Annotated in this window: 18 protein-coding genes; 11 read left to right on the plus strand and 7 right to left on the minus strand. The window is 65.7% G+C overall.

What is annotated here, in order from left to right; genetic code table 11:
- Window positions 1-193: 193 nt before the first annotated feature.
- The 7 genes from ACYVLV_RS04745 to egtD all read left to right on the plus strand — a co-directional run bounded on the left by ACYVLV_RS04745 (window position 194) and on the right by egtD (window position 6,639).
- Window positions 194-622 (plus strand): hypothetical protein, encoded by a 429-nt coding sequence (locus ACYVLV_RS04745; RefSeq protein WP_460808082.1) that lies wholly within the window; start codon window positions 194-196, stop codon window positions 620-622.
- A gap of 151 nt (window positions 623-773) precedes the next feature.
- Window positions 774-1,013: a hypothetical protein gene (locus tag ACYVLV_RS04750; RefSeq protein ID WP_460808084.1), complete on the plus strand. Its 240-nt coding sequence runs from the start codon at window positions 774-776 to the stop codon at window positions 1,011-1,013.
- Window positions 1,014-1,123: 110 nt separating this feature from the next.
- Complete coding sequence (locus ACYVLV_RS04755) at window positions 1,124-2,191, plus strand: aminotransferase class V-fold PLP-dependent enzyme (protein WP_460808085.1); 1,068 nt, start codon at window positions 1,124-1,126, stop codon at window positions 2,189-2,191.
- A 170-nt stretch (window positions 2,192-2,361) separates the two neighbouring features.
- On the plus strand, window positions 2,362-3,609 hold the full coding sequence (gene egtA, locus ACYVLV_RS04760) for an ergothioneine biosynthesis glutamate--cysteine ligase EgtA (protein ID WP_460808086.1): 1,248 nt from the start codon (window positions 2,362-2,364) through the stop codon (window positions 3,607-3,609).
- The gene (gene egtB, locus ACYVLV_RS04765) at window positions 3,602-4,906 is read left to right on the plus strand and encodes an ergothioneine biosynthesis protein EgtB (protein WP_460808088.1); all 1,305 of its coding nucleotides are present in this window, start codon (window positions 3,602-3,604) and stop codon (window positions 4,904-4,906) included. Before egtA ends, egtB begins: the two co-directional genes overlap by 8 nt.
- Entirely contained in the window at window positions 4,906-5,640 is a 735-nt protein-coding gene (gene egtC / locus ACYVLV_RS04770) for an ergothioneine biosynthesis protein EgtC (RefSeq protein WP_460808090.1), read from the plus strand. The genes egtB and egtC overlap by 1 nt, the downstream gene beginning before the upstream one ends.
- Before the next feature lie 27 nt (window positions 5,641-5,667).
- Window positions 5,668-6,639: an L-histidine N(alpha)-methyltransferase gene (gene egtD, locus ACYVLV_RS04775; RefSeq protein ID WP_460808092.1), complete on the plus strand. Its 972-nt coding sequence runs from the start codon at window positions 5,668-5,670 to the stop codon at window positions 6,637-6,639.
- 83 nt (window positions 6,640-6,722) lie between these two features.
- On the opposite strand, the gene ACYVLV_RS04780 is transcribed toward egtD, so the two are convergent.
- On the minus strand, window positions 6,723-6,947 hold the full coding sequence (locus tag ACYVLV_RS04780; RefSeq protein WP_460808093.1) for a DUF7455 domain-containing protein: 225 nt from the start codon (window positions 6,945-6,947) through the stop codon (window positions 6,723-6,725).
- Between the two features lie 386 nt (window positions 6,948-7,333).
- Here ACYVLV_RS04780 and ACYVLV_RS04785 point away from each other — a divergent pair, with 386 nt between their 5' ends.
- Together ACYVLV_RS04785 and ACYVLV_RS04790 are read left to right on the plus strand one after the other, a co-directional pair.
- On the plus strand, window positions 7,334-9,397 hold the full coding sequence (locus ACYVLV_RS04785; protein ID WP_460808392.1) for a DNA gyrase/topoisomerase IV subunit B: 2,064 nt from the start codon (window positions 7,334-7,336) through the stop codon (window positions 9,395-9,397).
- Window positions 9,398-10,168: 771 nt separating this feature from the next.
- A complete protein-coding gene (locus tag ACYVLV_RS04790; RefSeq protein WP_460808095.1) occupies window positions 10,169-10,759 on the plus strand; it encodes a hypothetical protein in 591 nt (196 codons plus the stop codon).
- A 1,332-nt stretch (window positions 10,760-12,091) separates the two neighbouring features.
- Here ACYVLV_RS04790 and ACYVLV_RS04795 read toward each other — a convergent pair.
- Window positions 12,092-13,921, minus strand: a complete 1,830-nt coding sequence (locus ACYVLV_RS04795) for an ATP-binding protein (RefSeq protein ID WP_460808097.1) — start codon at window positions 13,919-13,921, stop codon at window positions 12,092-12,094.
- A 217-nt stretch (window positions 13,922-14,138) separates the two neighbouring features.
- On the opposite strand from ACYVLV_RS04795, the gene ACYVLV_RS04800 reads away from it, so the two are divergent.
- Together ACYVLV_RS04800 and ACYVLV_RS04805 are read left to right on the plus strand one after the other, a co-directional pair.
- A complete protein-coding gene (locus ACYVLV_RS04800; protein ID WP_460808099.1) occupies window positions 14,139-14,507 on the plus strand; it encodes a DMT family transporter in 369 nt (122 codons plus the stop codon).
- Window positions 14,504-14,836 (plus strand): DMT family transporter, encoded by a 333-nt coding sequence (locus ACYVLV_RS04805; RefSeq protein WP_460808100.1) that lies wholly within the window; start codon window positions 14,504-14,506, stop codon window positions 14,834-14,836. Before ACYVLV_RS04800 ends, ACYVLV_RS04805 begins: the two co-directional genes overlap by 4 nt.
- Window positions 14,837-14,940: 104 nt before the next feature.
- Here the strand turns inward: ACYVLV_RS04805 and ACYVLV_RS04810 are convergent, their stop codons facing one another.
- From ACYVLV_RS04810 to ACYVLV_RS04830, 5 genes are all read right to left on the minus strand, one after another.
- On the minus strand, window positions 14,941-15,570 hold the full coding sequence (locus ACYVLV_RS04810) for an FMN-binding negative transcriptional regulator (protein ID WP_460808102.1): 630 nt from the start codon (window positions 15,568-15,570) through the stop codon (window positions 14,941-14,943).
- Between the two features lie 30 nt (window positions 15,571-15,600).
- Window positions 15,601-17,016 carry a calcium-binding protein gene (locus ACYVLV_RS04815; protein ID WP_460808104.1) on the minus strand — a complete coding sequence of 472 codons (1,416 nt, stop codon included), beginning with the start codon at window positions 17,014-17,016 and terminating at the stop codon, window positions 15,601-15,603.
- 41 nt (window positions 17,017-17,057) lie between these two features.
- Window positions 17,058-17,552: a beta-class carbonic anhydrase gene (locus ACYVLV_RS04820; protein ID WP_460808106.1), complete on the minus strand. Its 495-nt coding sequence runs from the start codon at window positions 17,550-17,552 to the stop codon at window positions 17,058-17,060.
- Window positions 17,553-17,646: 94 nt separating this feature from the next.
- On the minus strand, window positions 17,647-18,462 hold the full coding sequence (locus ACYVLV_RS04825; RefSeq protein WP_460808107.1) for an SDR family oxidoreductase: 816 nt from the start codon (window positions 18,460-18,462) through the stop codon (window positions 17,647-17,649).
- Window positions 18,463-18,472: 10 nt separating this feature from the next.
- On the minus strand, window positions 18,473-19,183 hold the full coding sequence (locus tag ACYVLV_RS04830; protein ID WP_460808108.1) for an acetoacetate decarboxylase family protein: 711 nt from the start codon (window positions 19,181-19,183) through the stop codon (window positions 18,473-18,475).

Below are 19,183 nucleotides of genomic sequence, written 5' to 3' on the forward strand. Positions count from 1 at the left end.
AAGTAGATGATGAGCAGAACGATGAGGATCGTGACGAGAATTCCGCCGACTCCGTAACCCATGGGGGACCTCTTTCTGTATTGGTGATTGGGACCCACGGAGACTAGTGCCAGAGGGACCCGTTCGCCCTCACCCATCGGGGTGAAGCATCGGAGCCCGAGGGACTGTCGGTGGGTTGCTATTCAATGAGTTCATGACCGACCTACCTCTCGATTCGTGCCCCTCGGGGGCTGAGTCTCCCGACGCCTCCGAGGTGGCGCTCAAGAGGGTGCTCGGGATCAGGGGCGAGATCGAAGACCTCGAGGTCAATAAGCTTCGGGCGGTCGTGGAGTGGATCGTGGTCAACGAGGTTGATCCCGCGACCCATCAGATGGATCACATGTGTAATCGGGCGGTGCGGACCTCTGGGGAGGGTTCCCCGTTCGTGACGGAGTTCGATCTGATGGAGTTCGCCGCGGTGTTGGGGATGACCAGGTCGAGGCCGGGAAGATCCCCGCCTGGCGTGCCCTGCAGGTCGCCGATGAGACCTACACACTGCCTGAAGCGGGCGCGACGTATGTCGACCGGCACCTCGCGAACGCTGCGAGGTCGTGTTCGTGGGCGCAGATCCACCGCCTCGTAGAGGAAGCGACCGCCCGGTTCGACCCGGAGAAGGCTGAGGAGCAGCGCAAGCGGTGTGCGGATCGGCGTCGGTTCGACATCGGCCTGTCCGAGGTCGGGATCGACGGTCGATCGCCGCCGGCGAGATCGCCCGCGCTCAAGGGGCACTCGACTTGGACCCAGGGGCCGGTGGTTTCGAAGAGGCTGCGCCGGTTGAGGTGCGAGCGCAGCGGACCTCGAAACCAGCGCCCCGCACCGTGGTCCTTCACGTGCACCTCACCGATGCCGCGATCCGTGGCGAGGACAACGTCGCACGCTGTGCCAACACCCGCACCCCGATCCTGGGGTCTATCTCTGGACAACGCCGACCGGGTTCGATCTGCTCCGCGATCAGCGCGGAACCCAACGACTAGAACCCGACCCAGCCGAACCCTGACCGCCAAGCCCCGACAGTCCGACCATCCACGTGAGGTCGGGCTACAGGCATGTGTGGCGCCCCTGATCTGCGGACTAGTGTGGCCCGATGTCCGAGAACATCCCTATCGTGCACCTCGACTCCGCGGCCGACGGTCGCTGCTCAACCGCCACCATCGCAGCGGTGACCGAACATCTGCACCTCGAAGCACGGCTCGGTGGATACGTCGCCGAGCAGCGTGCAGCGCCTCGGATCGATGTCCTGCGTGAGCGGCTGGCCGAGTTGGTGGGTGCGTCCGGGGCTGACAACGTTGCCTTCACCGAGAGCGCGACCACGGCCCTGCAGGTGCTGCTGCGCGGGTGGTCGTTCCCCCAGGGGGCGACCGTCGCGGTGGCGGCAGGGGAGTGGGGGCCGAATCTCGAAGACTTCGCCGCGGCCGGTCTGCGCGCGGTCGATCTCCCCACCCACTCTGACGGTCTGATCGATCTCGAAGGTGTCGAGCGACTGCTCGCGGAGGACCCACCCGATCTGATCCATGTCGTGCAGGCTGCGGCCCACCGAGGGTTGATCCAGCCCGGAGCCGAGGTGGCATCGATCGGGCGAGCGGCCGGGGTTCCGGTCTGGGTCGACGCGGCCCAGGCCGTGGGCCACGTCCCGACCGCGCTCGGTGCGACCGCGGTCTACGGCACGAGCCGCAAGTGGCTGCGCGGTCCTCGAGGGGTGGGCTTCGTGGTCGTCGACCCTGCCGCCGCTTCCCTGCGACAACCCGTAAGGGCCTACGAGTCCCGGGAAGCCGCCATCGCAGCCCGGGTCGGTCTGGCTCAAGCGGTGGACGAGTTGTGGGAGTTCGGGGTCGCCGCCACCCACGACGGGCTGGCCGAGGTGGGCCGCCGGACGCGCGCCGCGCTCGCCGATGTGCCGGGGTGGAGCCTCGACCGGCGCCCGGAGGCCCATCCAACGGCTGGCGCCATCACCACCCTGGTCCCGGAGTCCGGCCAGGACGTCAACGAGGTCCGAGAGCGCCTGATCGACGACCACGGCGTGCTGGTCACCGCCTCCCTTCCGTGGCGCGCTCCTCTGGAGCCACCGGTCAACGCGCTGCGCGTCAGCCCGCATGTCGACGTGACCGATGGACAGCTCCGTGCCCTGGCGCTGGGGCTCGCGGCTCACCCCTAGAGGTGAACAAACACCTACGATCGGGTGTGCACGTTGATTTGGTTGGACCGCTCGGGTAAGCATGGGTCTGATCAACGAGGACGGTCGCCACGGCCGCCCCCGCACCGACCCGCGGTCGTCACCGACCGGTCCGGACCTGGAGGGGGAGGATGACCGTCCATCCTGTTGCCGTGAACGAATCCGAGACGTCGTCGACGTATCTCGAGGGGTCGGACGCTGTCGCCGAGGCGACGACGTACATCGCGGCCGCCGCGCTGAGTGAGAGCCCAGGCGGCCGGGTGGGTCTCGAACTCGAGTTCCACCTCGTCGATCTCGTCACCCCACAACGCCGCCCCGAGTGGGCAGAGGTCACTGCGCTCGTGGCCGGACTGCCGGCGATGCCTGCGCACAGCTCGGTCACGCTCGAGCCCGGCGGACAGGTCGAACTCTCCACCCCGCCGTACGACGATGTCGCCTCCTCGATCGCCGCCCTCCAAGGCGATGAGCGAGTCCTGCGCGCTGCCCTCGCCGAGGCGGGGTACGGCGCGGCCCCCTTGGGCTCGGATCCCGCCCGCCCCGTTCGTCGGGTGAACCCCAAGGCTCGCTACGAGGCGATGGAGCAGCACTTCGAGGCCAGGTCCTGTGGGGCTGCTGGGCGCGCCATGATGTCGGCCACCGCTGCCCTGCAGATCAACCTCGACGCTGGTCCCGCGGAGGGGTGGTCGGCGCGGCTGGCTCACGTGCGGTCCCTGGTCCCGATGTTGGTGGCCGCATCTGCGGGTTCGCCCTACCTTGCGGGGAAGGCCTCGGGATGGCACTCGATGCGCCAGGAGACCTGGCACGGCATCGACCACGGCCGCAGCGACCCCATCCCCGTCGGCGAGCCCACGGTGGCCTGGGCGCTCTACACACTGAACGCACCGGTCATGCTGCTGCACGAGCCGGACGGCATCCGACCGGTCACCCGACACGTCGCCTTTGGCGACTGGTTGCGCGACCCCACCAGGCTTGGCCGGTGCGCGACCATCGAGGATCTCGACTACCACCTCTCCACCCTCTTCCCACCGGTGCGGCCTCGCGGCTACCTGGAGATCAGGTGCGTGGACTCCCTCCCGGACCGGTGGTGGCCGGCTTTGGCCGCCCTGACGGCCACGCTGATCGATGACCCCCTCGCCGCCGACGAGGCCGCCGAACTGTGTGCTCCGGTGGCTCACGCCTGGGAGAGCGCAGCCCGTTCCGGCATGGGCGACCCCGTCCTGCGCGCCGCGGTTGTCGGGTGTGCCGACATCGCCGCTCGTCGCGGACCCGAGGTGTTGCGCACCGAGTTGGAGACCTTTGCCGAACTCGTCGCCTCCGGCCGCACCCCGAGCGACGAACTGCGCGCAATCGCCGAGACGCGGGGACCCCTACGACTCCTGGAGGAGGCCGCCCGTGAGTGAGACCGTCCAGCAGATCGCCGACGGTCTGACCTCCGCCCGCGCCCGCACCGCAGCCCTGACCGACCTCGACGAAGTCGAGTTGACCACCCAGCACAGCCCCCTGATGAGTCCGCTGTCCTGGGACCTCGCGCACATCGGGCAGCAGGAGGACCTGTGGCTGCTGCGCGCGGGGAACCCGGCCGCCCAAGGAATGCTGGAGACCAAGATCGAGAGCCTGTACGACGCCTTCGAGCACCCGCGTGCCACCAGGGTGAGCCTGCCGCTGTTGACCCCCGCCGAGGCCCGCAGCTTCGTCGCCGAGGTCCGTGGCCTGGTCTTCGACGGACTCGCTGCGCTCCCGGTGGATGAACCCGACGCCACCTTCGCGTTCCGCATGGTCGAACAGCACGAGCAACAACACGTCGAGACGATGCTGGCCACCCATCAACTCCGGCATGGACAACCGCTCCTCGGGTCCGGCGCTGCCGTCCCCGCCGGACGACCGATGCCGTCGGGGTCGCGCGTCGAGGACGCCGTGCTGGTCCCTGCAGGCCCGTTCACCCTCGGTGTCGACGGTGACACCGAACCCGCCTCCTTGGACAACGAGCGCCCGGCCCACCGCGTCGACCTACCCGCCTTCCGCATTGCCCGGGTGCCGGTGACCAACGCCGAGTGGCGATCCTTCATGGACGCAGGCGGCTACACGGAGCCGCGCTGGTGGTCCGCCCGCGGCTGGGAGCACCGGCTGGAGGCCGGGCTGACCGGGCCCCAGTTCTGGTCCGAGGACGGATCGCGCTACCGCTACGGCCACGTCGAGGAGATCCCCGACGACGAGCCCGTGCAACACGTCAGCTTCTTCGAAGCCGAGGCGTACGCCGCCTGGGCCGGTGCCCGTCTTCCCACCGAGCAGGAGTGGGAGAAGGCCTGTGTGTGGGACCCCGAGGCCGGTCGGCGGCGTCGCTGGCCCTGGGGGGAGAGCGAGTGGACTCCCGCCCTGGCCAACCTGGCGACCGCCGGCAGGGAGGCCCTGCGTCCCGCGTCGGTGGGCGCCTACGAAGCCGGCGCCTCGGCGTACGGCGTGGAGCAGATGATCGGCGACGTCTGGGAGTGGACCTCGTCCACCTTCGAGCCCTGGCCCGGGTTCTCTCCGATGCTCTACGACACCTACAGCGCACCCTTCTTCGGCGGTGACTACCGCGTCCTGCGAGGCGGCTCCTGGGCGGTCGGCGGATCCGCGGTCCGCCCGTCGTTCCGTAACTGGGACCACCCCTACCGCCGCCAGATCTTCTGCGGGCTCCGCCTCGCCTGGGACGCCTGATGTGTCGCCACCTGGCGTGGCTGGGGGAGCCGCGCAGTCTCGCCGACCTCATGCTGACTCCCTCACACGGGCTTTTGCGACAGTCCTACGAACCCCGACGTCAACTGCGCGGCATCATGAACGCCGACGGCTGGGGGGCCGGGTTTTTCCCCGACGACACCGCCGCCTTCCCCGACGACACCTCCGCGGGTGACCCGGTGCGCTGGCGTTCCTCGCGGCCCCTGTGGGGCGAGACTTCCTTCGCCTCGGTCGCACCGCACCTGCGGTCCGGCGCCGTGCTCGCGGCGGTCCGATCGGCCAGCGTCGGGATGCCCATGGACGAGAGCGCTGCGGCCCCGTTCACCAACGGGCGGGTGTTGCTCTCCCACAACGGACGCGTGGAACGCACCGCGCTGCCCGACCTGCCCGCCACCACGGTGCCCGAGTCGGTCTGCGATTCCGCGCTCCTCGCTGAGCACGTGTACGCCGGCGGCACCGATCGGGCACAGGACGTGGCGGCCACCGTGCTGGACATCGCCACCCGCGACCCCCGCGCCTCGCTCAACCTGCTGATCCACGACGGCACCCGCATCACCGGGGTCACCTGGGGTGACCCGGCCAGCTACCTGGTCACGCCCCAGGGGATCGCCCTGGCCAGCGAGCCCTGGGACGAGGACCCCGCGTGGGTCGACGTTCCCGATCGCCATCTCATCGAGGTGACCTCCGCCGGAGTCACCGTCACCTCGCTCGACTGACCCTCCACGAGAATCGAGTTCTTTCCCATGCCCATCTCCGACCTCGCCGTCCACCTCGACCCGGGTGCCCTGGCGCGCCAGATGGCCGTCGACGTCCGCGCCGGACTCACCTCGACGCCCAAGGTGCTGCCGCCGAAGTACTTCTACGACGGCCGCGGCAGCGATCTGTTCGACCAGATCACCCGTCTCCCGGAGTACTACCCCACCCGCACCGAAGCGTCGATCCTGGACACCTACGCCGACGAGATCGCACAGATCAGTGCCGCCAGGACCCTGCTCGAACTCGGCAGTGGCACCTCGGAGAAGACCCGGCGACTCCTGCGGGCCCTCTCCGAGGCGGGGACCCTGGAGAGGTTCGTTCCCTTCGACGTCGACCCGGTCGTGCTGGAGGAGGCCGGCGAGGCCATCGGGGCGGCGTTCCCGACGATCGACATCCACCCCGAGGTGGGCGACTTCGAGAAGCACCTCGGTGAGCTGCCTCGGCACGAGGCGACGATGATCGCCTTCCTCGGCTCCACGATCGGCAACATGGACCCCGGCCAGCGCGCGTCCTTCCTGGCCGGTGTGCGCGGCGTACTCGCCCCGGGCGACACGTTCCTGCTCGGCCTCGACCTGGTCAAGGGAGTCGAGCGTCTCGAGGCGGCGTACGACGACGCTCAGGGGGTGACCGCGGCGTTCAACAAGAATGTGCTCGCGGTGATGAACAACAGTCTGGGGGCCGACTTCGACCTGGACGGGTTCGAGCACGTTGCGCGCTGGGTGCCCGAGAACGAATGGGTGGAGATGCGCCTACGGTCCGTGCGCGACCAGGATGTGCGGCTCGCTGAGTTGGACCTCGAGGTCTCCTTCTCGGCGGGGGAGGAGATGCGCACCGAGATCTCCTCGAAGTTCCGCCACGAGACCATTGCCGCCGAGCTCGCCACGGCCGGCCTCGAGGTCGCCCACTGGTGGACCGATCCGAACGAGGACTTCGCCGTCCTGCTGGCCACGCCCCGGTAGTCACCGCTCACCACTCACCGCACCGCAGTCAGAACGACAACGACCCCCGGCCAAGGCCGGGGGTCGTTGCGTAACTGGTCTAGTCAGGCGTCCGCGCTGGAGCCTCGGGGTTCGGAAAGTCGGTGCGTTTCGTCGACGACCCGAACGGCGATCTTCTTCAACTCATCGCCGTGCTCACGGGCGTGGTGGGCGCAGAAGAGCAGTTCGCCACCCGCCTGGAGTTCTACGCGGAGGTAGGCCTGGGCGCCGCAGCGGTCGCAACGGTCCTCAGCGGTCATCGGAGCACTGGGAGCAACAGCAGTGTTCATGTCGGCCTCTTCTCGTGGATCGTTCGGTGTTGTATTCAACCTAGCCAGGGATGCCAAGATTCCCTACGTCACCCGACCACATCGTGGGCTATGACACATGGTGTCGTCATCACCCGATCGGGCAGGCGTGCTGGTCATTCGTGGTCCTGGGGTGAACAGATGGTGCTATGCAGTTAATTCCCTCATCCAATTGCTTCGTCCTCGTGGTACCCGGCTGCGTCGAGATGAAGTGTGGGTGCCGCGAGGACCGATCTTCTACCCCAGCCTAGGCCCCCGTGATGCTCGACGGCGCAGCGTGGCACCAACAGCGCGTCGCGTGTCGCGGGTAGATTCGGCACCTGCCTCGCGTCCCACCGGACCGACGACCGCATCTCCAGGAGTTCACGATCAGCGACAACACCTACAACGCCGCGCACCTGCTGGTCCTCGAGGGTCTCGAGGCCGTTCGCAAGCGGCCGGGCATGTACATCGGATCCACCGACACGCGTGGTCTGATGCACTGTCTCTGGGAGATCATCGACAACGGCGTGGACGAGGCCCTGGCTGGCGCTGCGCACCGCGTCGAGGTGATTCTCCACGCCGACGGATCGGCCGAGGTCCACGACGACGGTCGCGGCATCCCGACCGACAACGAACCGAAGACAGGTCTGCCCGGGGTCGAGGTCGTGGCGACGAAACTGCACGCCGGCGGCAAGTTCGGCGGCGGCTCCTACGTCGCCACCGGTGGGCTGCACGGGGTGGGACTCTCCGTGGTCAACGCGCTGGCCTCACGGATGGACATCGATGTCGACCGATCTCCCACGGCCCGCGGTCTGAGCTTCCGGCGTGGCACGGCCGGTGTCTTCGACGCAGACGGCCCCGACGCCGGGTTCGAGGTCCAAAGCGGACTGACCCGCAAGGGCAAGCGGGTCGCCAAGGGGAAGTCCGGCACCCGTATCCAGTTCTGGCCCGACCGCCAGATCTTCACCAAGGACGCGAGTTTCGTCTTCGCCGATCTGATCACCCGTGCCCGACAGACCTCGTTCATCGTTCCGGGCCTCGAGTTGGTCATCCGCGACCTGCGCGGCGACGAACCGGTCGAGCAGTCCTTCCGTCACGACGGGGGGATCGCCGAGTTCGCCGAGTTCCTGGCCAAGGACGAGCCGGTGACCGACGTACTGCGGCTGGAGGGTAAGGACACGTTCACCGAGACCGTCCCGATGCTCGACGCCAAGGGCCACATGACCCCGCAAGAGGTCGAGCGTGAGCTGACCGTCGACATCGCGGCCCGGTGGGGGACCGGCTACGACACCGAGCTGCGGTCCTTCGTCAACGTGATCGCCACGCCCAAGGGCGGTACCCACGTCAGCGGATTCGAGGCGGCACTGACCAAGGCGTTCAACGACGCGATGCGAGCCACCAAGGCCCTGAAGGTCAACGACGACGACGTCATCAAGGACGACATCCTCGAGGGGCTGACCGCCGTGGTCACGGTGCGCCTGGCCGAGCCGCAGTTCGAGGGTCAGACCAAGGAGATCCTCGGCACCCCCGCCGCGCGCAGCGTCGTACGCAAGGTCGTGATCGCCGAGCTCAAGGCCTTCCTCACCTCCACCAAGCGGGCCGAGAAGGCCCAGGCGAAGTTGCTGATGGAGAAGGTGGTCGGTGCGTCCAAGACCCGCATCGCGGCCCGCCAGCACAAGGAGACCCAGCGGCGGAAGAACGCCCTGGAGACCTCGACGCTGCCCTCGAAACTGGCCGACTGTCGGGCCACCGACAACGAGCGCACCGAACTGTTCATCGTCGAGGGTGACTCCGCACTCGGTACGGCGAAGCTCGCCCGCAACTCCGAGTTCCAGGCGCTGCTACCGATCCGGGGCAAGATCCTCAATGTGCAGAAGGCCTCGGTCGGGGACATGTTGAAGAACACCGAGTGCGCCTCGATCATCCAGGTGGTGGGGGCCGGCTCGGGTCGGACCTTCGACCTCGACGCGGCTCGCTACGGCCGCATCATCTTCATGGCCGACGCCGACTCGGACGGCGCGCACATCCGCTGCCTGCTGGCCACGTTGTTCTTCAAGTACATGCCGGACCTCATCACCGCCGGGCGCGTGTTCACCGCCGTCCCACCCCTGCACCGGATCGAGTTGTCGAATCCGAAGAAGGGGATGGAGAAGTACGTCTACACCTACTCCGACGACGAGCTGCAGCGGAAGTTGGCGGAGTTGAAGAAGAAGAACGTCCGGTGGAAGGACCCGGTCCAGCGTTACAAGGGACTGGGTGAGATGGACGCCGACCAGTTGGCCGAGACCACCATGGACCCGCGCCAGCGGACCCTGCGCAAGCTCACCGTCGACGACGCAGACGCGGCCAGCGCGGTCTTCGAGCTCCTGATGGGCTCCGAGGTGGCGCCCCGCAAGGAGTTCATCGTGGGCGCTGGAGGGCACATAATGGAGAACGACCTAGACTTCTAGAGTGGTAATTCTCTGACTTGCACGTCTGGCGTTCGAAGTGGGTGGGGTCTACTTCCCTTCTGCTATTCACAGTTGTCCTTGTCTTCACTGTGATTGCGTGCGGGAACGATGACTCAGCGACCGCGAGACCTTCGCCCTGCCTAATCGGGTTCCGAGAGATGGCAGCCATCCCCCTTGGTGGTGACACGTCAGCGGCCGACCGCGCCACGCCCACGCCACTTGCCCTGGGAGCCCGAACGCTGTGCATAGGGACTGCCGAACTGTCGGTACTGGCCTGTACGTTTCGAAGTCCACAACAGAGGAGAATCGGGCATGGCGGACGACAACAACGTAGACGTCAGGAAGTTGCGCAACCTCATCAAGCGCTATGCGCTTCTAGGCAACTTGACCGCCGATGAGGTGTTGAGCCTCGGCACAAATGCCTCAGACGAGCAAGGGGCGTGGGCGCGTGCTCTCGTAGATGAGATGCCTGAGCGTTCAAAGCCCTGGGCCACTGAGTTTGGGCGTCCGACTTGTCAGAACTCGTGCTGCAACCCGTGGGCAGGTCAGTCGACCACGTACGACCCAACGGGCGGACTAGACCCGTGGGCGGAGTCCTAGGACCGAAGTTGATCCGAAACGACAGCGAATAGGGGCTAGCGTGCCGAACGAAACAAGCAACAAGTACTCCAATACTCAACGTGGCCCACGGAGACGTGGGCGCCCCGGCCCGGGGGCTTTTGCGTTTCGCTTCCCCAGAGTCGCTAATAGACCTCACCGGTAAGGGCATCCGTGGACTTATCAACCGTTGGCCTCGCCATAGCGGGCAGTTTACTTTCTGGTGGCGGTGCAGGATATATCGTTGCTATCTACGGAATCCGCAAAGAGGCCACGCACAACGCCGAAGTCCTACAGTTTGAACGCGAGAAGCATTCTCTGGAAAGAGATAGATGGAACGACGAGCGAGAGAATAAGCATCGCGAGCGACTGCGAACGCATTACCAGCGTCACGCTGACGCGCACTGGCGACTGCGAGAACTCTTCATCGATGCTCAGCGCATCCGAACCGGCCGCCATGGTTGGCCAGCGAATGCGAGCGAACATCAGAAGGACTCAATGATTGAACTGCAAGAAACGGCTCTAAACCTTCAGAATGAAATGGTTCTTTACGAAGAATTTCGGCTCGGCAAGATAATTGGGCCCGTGACTAGCAGTCTTGCTGACTTGCTCCGTTCTGCCAATGAGGAGGACTTCGAGAAAGCCAGTGAAGCATTCGGGACGACAATTCTCGAAGCATTCCATACGCTAGGACAAAGCGAAAAAAATCTTGCAATAGAATTACTGCGGATGGCTGGGCCAACGAAGTCACATCCACCGGACTAGGCCAGGATACTTCCTCCTGCCCCGGTGGCACCTACAACAAACCAGACGCTTAGGACGCACACAATGGCTGCCTACCGGTCTCTCGGCCCATAAACGCCTAGAGCCCCGACCATTAAAGTGCGAGGCTTTAGGGCTCGGAATCAAGGTTACCTCGTAAAGGTATCCTTGCTTTGCATCCTCTCGGGCGGTTAGTTGTCCGACCCTAGTGTTAGCCGAAGACGGTCCGCATCCCACTCACTGAAAAGAATCGACCTGCTACCAATCTCAAGCGTATAGGTGTCTTCTCCGCCGGGAACCCTTGGTATGAAAAAGTTGAAGACGCAAGGAATCCGTAGAGTCTCGTCTGTCATGAATCCTTGGCCCAATTCGTCGAAACTCAAAAGCTCTCCGGACGAATCCAATACACGCACTTGAGTGCCTTTCGTCAAGTCTGAGAAACCACCATCCCCAAAACACTTATTCGATGCGCCCGACTCCCCCACTCCATCGGCGTCAAGCAGGCTGATGGTGCCCGCCACTGTTATAAGCGAGACTGGCTCCCCGGCAGGCGTACCCGTCACGGCGCTCTTAGCATCAAATTCAGGGCCACCTTTAGTTGCTTCGTCGTTCCAACCAAAATGCAGCGCCAGTCCTGTCGCCCCCCCGACTAGAATCACCGCTAACATCAGAGCACTAAGTGCGACTAGTTTTCGCTTTGTAGTCACTCCCGGGGGACTGATTGCCGAGCCGAGACCGTTGCTGGTCGTTGGCATTGCCTCGAAAGCCTGACCACAGGTGCTACAGAATGCCGACCCCGGGCTGTTCTCATGACCTTCACGACAGAACATTTTATCTCCCCATAGTATGAATAGCTATTGCACTTTGCCATTACTCCATATCGAGCCCATATAATGCCCTAGAGCTCCAACCCGCGAAGATTGAGGCCCTAGAGCCTTCGCCAGCCACGTCTAGAGAGATACGAACGTAAATGCCCGCTTCCAGGATTCCTCCTGTTGTATGCCCTTTGCATCCTAGGAGGTTCATCGTGGCCGGTGGCGGAAACCTGGCCGAGTCCGACATCGACTTCTGATGGCGGCCGGCCTCGCACCTAGCCGGAGACCGATCCATGTGCGCGATCCTCGCGATGCACGGCATGATCATGAACGGTGGGGTTCTCCATGCCGTCGAGTTCACCAGCCGACATGAACTGGAGGCGGCGAGGGATGCGTACCGCTGGCTCGGCTTCGCTGGGGTCGCCGAATTGCTGGTCCGCGTGCGCGCCGCAGTTGCGGACGGGATCGTTGGGCACCTGGAGGCCGGAGAAGCTCCCCTGTCTCGGCACCCGAACCTGACCTACCGGGCTGTCTCGTCCTCCGGCATCTCGAACCAGACCTTCGCTCCGGTCTGCACGGTGGTGAAGCCCACGCGACCGCCGTACCCAGCCACGATGCGCCCCACGGTGGCCAAGCCGATGCCGTGACCTGTGACAGTGGTGGTGCCTCGGCTGAACAGCGAGAACATGTCGAGACCGACCTCCTGGGGGAGACCCACGCCGTTGTCACGCACGCTGATCCGCCAACCGTCGTTCGATCTCCGGGCGCTGACGCGTACTCGGGCCGGCACGCCTGGGCGAGCGAACTTGACGGCGTTGCCGAGGAGATTCTGCAGCACGGAGTACATCCCGTCAGGATCCGCGCGTACGACGGGCAGAGTTCCCGCCTCCACGACAGCTCCGAGTGGCTCAAGAAGGTTGGCCGAGTCCAGCAGGAGCTGCCGCACGACCTCGTTGAGGTCGACTTCGGACCGTGTGGGTGATGAGCCCTCGGCGCCCAACGTCATGTTCTGGTCGAGCATTCGCACCATCCGGTCGCCTGCGCGCGTGGCACGACCCAGCAGCGCGGGGATGCTTCCACCAGCGTGGTCCCTCAGCTCGTCCTCGAGCATCTCCACGCTCGCGATGATCGAGCTCAGCGGCACCCGCAGGTCGTGACTGAGTTCGGCGGCGGCTTCCGAAATCGATCCCCCCTCACGCAACCCCCAGGCCTCTGACTTCGACGATGGGTGGACGCTGATCTTGGCGCGGTCTGAGGTGCTAGCGGCGGGATCGGTCATGGCGTAGATCCGATCCATTGCGGCGGCAGCGGCGAGGATCTCCGCCATCTCCCGCGCACGGTCAGATGCACGAACCTCACGAACCACCGTGGCGAGCTCATGCTCGCCGAGGTCCGCCTTCAGATCGACGGTGCGAGCCCATAGCTCATCAGTGAGGAGCGCCACGGCCGCCTCTCCAGCGGCCAGGGCTATGCCGGCAGCATGGGCATCGGTCTCGAGCGCCACGGCTAGTGCGGTAGCGGCAGCCAGCTCTCGTTGGGCGTCTGCGGTGGCGGTGACTTCGCGTTCGACAAGGTCCTCGGCAGCGGCGAGCGTCTTCAGGACCTGGGCTGCGGCGGCGGACTCAGCGTTCTTCGCGGCGTCGGCAGCCTGAGCCGTATCCTGTTTCATGGCGTCCGCCGCGGCACTGACGGTGGCCGCGAGGAGTTCAGCGATGTGTCCCGCGTCAGGCGCCAGGCCACCTTCGATGCAGCGGGCGAGCTCGTCAGCAGCCAATGAGGCAGCGTCCTGCACGCGTGCCGCAGCTTGAGCGGCATGGTCCCGCATACGTTCCGCGGTTCGCTCCGACTCCCAGGCCACGGACTGCGCCGCAGCCTGTGCCGCAGACGCGCGCACCTCCCGGGCGCTCTCGGCAGCTTCAGCTGCCCGACATGCCGCCTTGCTCACGGCCGCGGAGGCCAGGAGTGCCGCCTCTGCCGCTTCATCAGCGGCAGTCTCCAGCGCGAGGGACACAGCGGCACCGACAATTGCAGCGGCGGCCACCTGGCGCTCGGAGGCCACCTCGACACCATCCCCTGCACGTGGGGAAGGGACGATGGTCAAGGGTTGGCCGATGGGCCGGTCGGGGGCCTGGACTACTTCTCGTGGAGGACGGGCACGGCGATCGGGGTGGAGACCGGACACGATCGCCAGGACCTCGGAGCGCAAGTAACGACGATGGCCGCTGGGCGTGCGGACAGCGGCAAGCTTGCCGGCCGCCGCCCACCTGGTCACGGTTTCCGGGTCTACATAGAGGAGAGCTGCAACCTCCGCGGGGGACAGCAACTCTTCCTGTGCCTCTGGGTGCGACATCGTCCCCCTCACGCAGGTTCGCACCGCGGGCCGGAGGCCTCGCGTAGCGCGAATCGGGGCACAACGGAACTCCGAACTGCACCTCCAGAGTAGCCGTTGTGGACCGTGGAGTCCCGTCTCTCCAAGATCCACTGGTCGGGACGTGCTGAGTGACTGCTCGAGGGCCACCCGTCACCCCAGATCGCGCGGGTCGTGGGGGCCGTGTGAACCTTCTGGGGTGTCTGACTTGTCCCGAGGCCGCATCCTGCTGGCGACCGCGATCGGTCTCGAAGTGATGGGAACAATGTCGCTGCGGCTGGCTGACGGGTTCACCGAACCGATCTGGACGGCGTTGGTAGTGACCGGTTACGTCAGTTCCATCGCAGTTTTCGCTCGCGCCCTATCGCTTGGGATGGGGTTGGGTGTGGCTTACGCAACATTGACGGGAGTGGGTCTGATCGCGGCGGCCTTGGCTAGCGCCGTGGTCTTTGACGAGAGACTCGGACTGCTCGACGCTGGCGGCCTGCTTCTGGTGTTGATGGGTGTGCTCCTGCTGCAACGACCAGGGCAGGGCTCGGCGATAGAGGCAGGAGCCGGCGGCCCATGAGTCAGGCGTGGATGTGGCTCGGCGCTGCCGTGCTGACGCAGTGGGGATGCGTGGCAGCCCTCCGTGCCTCTGAGGGCTTGCGCCGTGTCGGGCTGGCAGCCATCACGTTTCTTGCGCTGCTTGCCTCGGTGGGCTGCGTATCTGTCTCACTTACACACGGCCTCACGGTCGCGGTCGCCTACGGCGTCTGGACTGGCGCTGGTATCGCGTTGGCGGCCGTCACTGGTGTGGTGGTGTTCAAGGACCGCCTCACTCATGGCCAAGTGAGTGGTCTGATCTTGGTGATCGCCGGCGTTGTGACGCTTCAGTTCGCCTCCGGGCACCGTTGAGCGGCTAGCAGTGATCCAACGTCTTCACCCTTCGGACCAATGACATCCCCGGCGTGGGGGAGCGTCGAGCGGTGCGATCGGACCCGAGTCCAGGGCGACACGCTTTAGTGATCCTCGATCGCAAGAGCCATCTCGTCCGCGACCTCCTGCTCGTCCGGGCGACCACTCCCACGAAGCCCAGCGGCGACACCTGCGCGGTCGGCCTGCGAACGGTTCTGACTGAGTTTCGCCTTCCCCTCCACGCGGCTCACCCTCAACTCGACACCGACGATCCCTCGCAATTGTGCATCGACATAGGAAGTCGGCGCGTCGTCGATGTGCCACGGTTCTTCGCGGTGCTGCTCATGCTCGTTGGTCAGTTCCTCGACGGCCATGCGAAGCCACGCAGGGTCCTCGTGCACGCGCGCCGGGCCGGTCAGGTGGACCGCACTGTAGTTCCACGTCGGTACTACCCTGCCGTGCTCGGCCTTGGTCGCGTACCAGGATGGTGAGACGTAAGCATCTGGGCCGGTGACAATGACGAGCGCTTCCGTATCCGGCGAGATCTCACGCCAGTGAGGGTTGGCCTTTGCGAAGTGGGCGATCACTCGGTCGTCTCGCCACAGCACAGGAAGGAACGTGGCAGACGGCGCAGCGTCCTTGCCATTCGTCACAATCCACCCCGAGCGCACATGTGCCACGAACGCTCTCAGTTCCTTTTCGTCTGCGGCGCGGTTGAACGGCGAGGTGTACATGACGACACGCTATCGCCGGTTGGGATGCCGTCAGCGCTCGCAACTCGATTGACGCTCCGTGCGGCAGAGGTCCTTGCCCTTACCGCCGAAGGCAACGTCCGCGCGTCCTCGGCCACCGAACAGGCGGTCGTTTCCGCCCTGACCCTTCAGCTTGTCCTTGTTTCCGCCGCCACCGAAGATTCGGTCATCGCGACCTCCGCCAGCCAACGTGTCGTTGCCCGGACCGCCGAACAGGGTGTCGATGCTCTGGGTTCCTGGACTCGTGTCGGCGCCGGGTCCGCCGAGGAAAACGTACCGCTTGTCTGCCGTCGAGCACCCGGGCGAGTCATCTTCCGCGGAGTGGAACCCGAAGAAGTCTCGACCCTTGCCCCCTACGACGCGCGCCGTACAGGCGTTGGCCGTGAGCCGGTTCGGACCCTTGTCACCGACCACCTTGACCTTCTGCCCCGAAACCCCGGCGTCCTCGAAGCCGACGATGTCGATAGAAGTGGGTCCGCCACCCGTCACCGTGCCCTGACGTAGATCTACTGTGCCATTCGTGATGCGGAAGGAAACGTTGATCTCGTCATTTCCGGGGCCAGCGTTCAACGGGCCCTGATCTGGTTGGGTGCCGTTGACAACGATCGTGTCGTCACCGCCCGCGAGATCGACCTCGCCCCACCCAGCCCCAGTAATCATCTCGTCGGCGGCGGTGCCCCGGAAGTCGACGAGGGAGGGGAACAGGTCGAGAAGTTCGTAGTTCTCCGCTGAACGCAACGGCAGTTGGTTGACTGCTGACCCGGCACTGCTCACGGTCCCGGCGACGGCGTCGATGGCCCACCGCAGAAGCGCCCCATCCTCAGCGCGCCTCAAGGAGACCGTGTCGACGCCGGCACCCAAGTCTGCGAGCGCACCGACAGCAGCCGCGCCCTGTGGGATGTCTATCGAGAGGAAGTCTGACCCATCACCCAGAGACACCACGTCCCTGTAAGCGTCGGAAGGTTCGGAAAGGTGGACGCGGTCACCGCCCCCACCTGTCGTGATGCGATCCGCATCGGTGTCTGGCAATTGCTCCCCGGGTCCTCCATCACCACCCGTGACGTCGTCGTAGTGCGGGCCACCTTCATAGGTATCTGCTCCCGCACCGAGGTAGGCCACAACTGATTGCGCAGTGGTGGCCACGATGTCGTCGTCGCCGGAGCCAGCCGACACGAACACCCTGACCCCCGGAGAGGTCACACACACCTTGTCGTTGCCGCCCAGCGCCGCAATGCGAGTGGAGCCCGCAGTGACGATGACGTCGTCGCCTTCGGTGCCGGTCAGCGTCGCCTGACTCGAATCTCCCACCATCGTGGCAGGCTGGCCCAGACACATCTCGCCAGCCGATGTGGCCGGGGCGGCGGTCGCCATCAGCGCGACGGACGACATCATCGGAAGTAGGGACAGACCAGCGATCCGCATGAGCATTCCGTGATCGTACGAGATCCCGGCCACGGCGGCCGGGTCCGTCAGAACTTTTGGTCCAGCAACCCGGTGTCGACGTCGTAGAGGAACCCGCCGACGGCGGTCGTCGCCGGGATCAGCGGGTGGGTGCGGATCTTCTGCACATCGTCGGCCAACGCTTCAAGCTGGTCCGAGATGGCGTGGAAGGTCTGCCAGGAGGCGTCCTGCCCGGATGACTCGGCCACTCGCTCGCGCAATTCCTGTTGGGTGGAGGAGCTCATCGCACACCGGGTGTGGGGCACCACGAGGATGCGGCTCACGTTGAGCAGGTGCGCACCCAGCACGAGGGCCTCGAGCGCATTGGAGTCCACGCGCCCGCCCGGGTTCCGGAATATCTTGGCGTCGCCCGGCTTGAGGCCGAGCATTCCCAGCGGTTCGATGCGGGAATCCATACAGGTCACGATGGCCACCCCGGCATGCGCGACACCGTCGAAGCCACCGAGGGCGAAGTCGGAGGCGAAGTCTTTGTTGGCGGCCAGCAGATCAGCGAAGTCGGACACGAGGTGACGGTAACGCAGTTCTATGGCGATTCTGCAGAGCGTGGCTCACGGGGTGGACGTGATCTTGACCATTCAGGGCAGCACGCCCTGGGTGTCACATCAGATAGTCATCGTTGGACGCTCGGATGGTGATGTCGCTGATGCTGACGCCCCAGGGCTGGTCGATGGTGTGCAGCACCTGATCGGCGAGCAACCCCGGTGAGAGGGCGGCGTACCCGATGCTGTCGGGGCTGGTGAGTGCGTCCGGCGGATCGGCGTCGTACAGCGCGGTCATCTTCTCGTAGAACTGGTCCTTGTTGATGCCGAGCACCGGGTTGATCGCCTCGGGGTTGATGATGCCGCCCGCCAGTCCCGTGCCGGGGACTCCGGTGGGTCGGATGGTCGTCACCTTGATCGCGCCCAGGGACTCCTGGCGCAGCGACTCCGACAACACGTTGACCGCAGCCTTGGTCGCGCCGTACACCGCGGCGCCGGCGACCGGTTGGTTGCCGAAGACGGAGGAGATGTTCACGACATGGCCGCGACCCTGCCGAATCATCTGATCGTGAACGGCGATGATGCCGTGCAGGACGCCCTTGAGGTTGATGTCGATGCATCGGCTCCAGGCCTCTGCGGCCGCTTCGTGATCGGCGTAGAAGGCCAACGGCATGACGCCGGCGTTGTTGATGATGACGTCGATCGTGCCGAACCTCTCGGTTACCCGGGCGGCGAAGGCGCGCATCGCGGGTAGATCGGTGACGTCGACGATGCCGGTCTCCACCCGATCGCTCGCGAGACCTGCCAGGGCTTCGCCGTCCACGTCGCAGGCGCCTACGTTGGCCCCTCGCGCCGCTGCTCGTTCGGTGAGTTCGCGGCCGAAGCCGCTGGCGGCTCCGGTGACGATGATGGTGCGGTTAGCGAGGTGGTTCATCGCAAGCCCCTCACAGAGGAGAGCCGAGTTGGAAGACCGCCGAGAGGCCCTCGCCGTAGGTGCAGAAGTCGGGATCGGTGGGCAGCCCGAGTGAACGCAGCTCCTCGGCGATCGGACCCGAGCCGAGGGTGAGCTGGACGTCGGCGGCGTCCACGAACCCGGACGCCATGTCGATGGCCAGGGGAGTGGCCTGGGGCACCCCGTCGAGGTAGGAGTAGCTGCTGGTCTCGATCCGGGTCGCCTCCCCGGCGGGTGCCGCGCGGGGAACGGTGAGGCTGAAGGCTGTCTGGTCGCCATCGCGGAGGGTGAACGTGACGGTTCCCGTGGGCCCCTCGGTGTAGTCGGCGTCGATGCCCATCACGGTCTTCGGGAAGCCCATCACCTCGTTGCCGGCGATGCAGGTGAACTCCTGGTCGACCGGCATCCGGTAGACGAAAGAGCCGATGACGTCGTCGCCGGCTCCTACGGGACGGGCCAGAAAGCCGAGGTTGACCTCGTTGTAGTCACCCCAGGGGTTCTCCCGGTAGTCGACGAGGCTCACGATCAACTGCGCGGTGTCCGGCGCGATCTCCACGATCTCGAAGGCGCTGCCGGGCAAGAGGGCCGCTGCGGGTCCCGCCGGCACGCTGAAGCCGAGAGTCGCGCTGTTGAAGGAGTCGACCTCCATCGGAAAGGTGATGGTGCGTCCCTGGATCGAACCCCAGGTCGTAGTGGCGGTCAT

This window comes from Nocardioides salsibiostraticola (assembly GCF_054783655.1).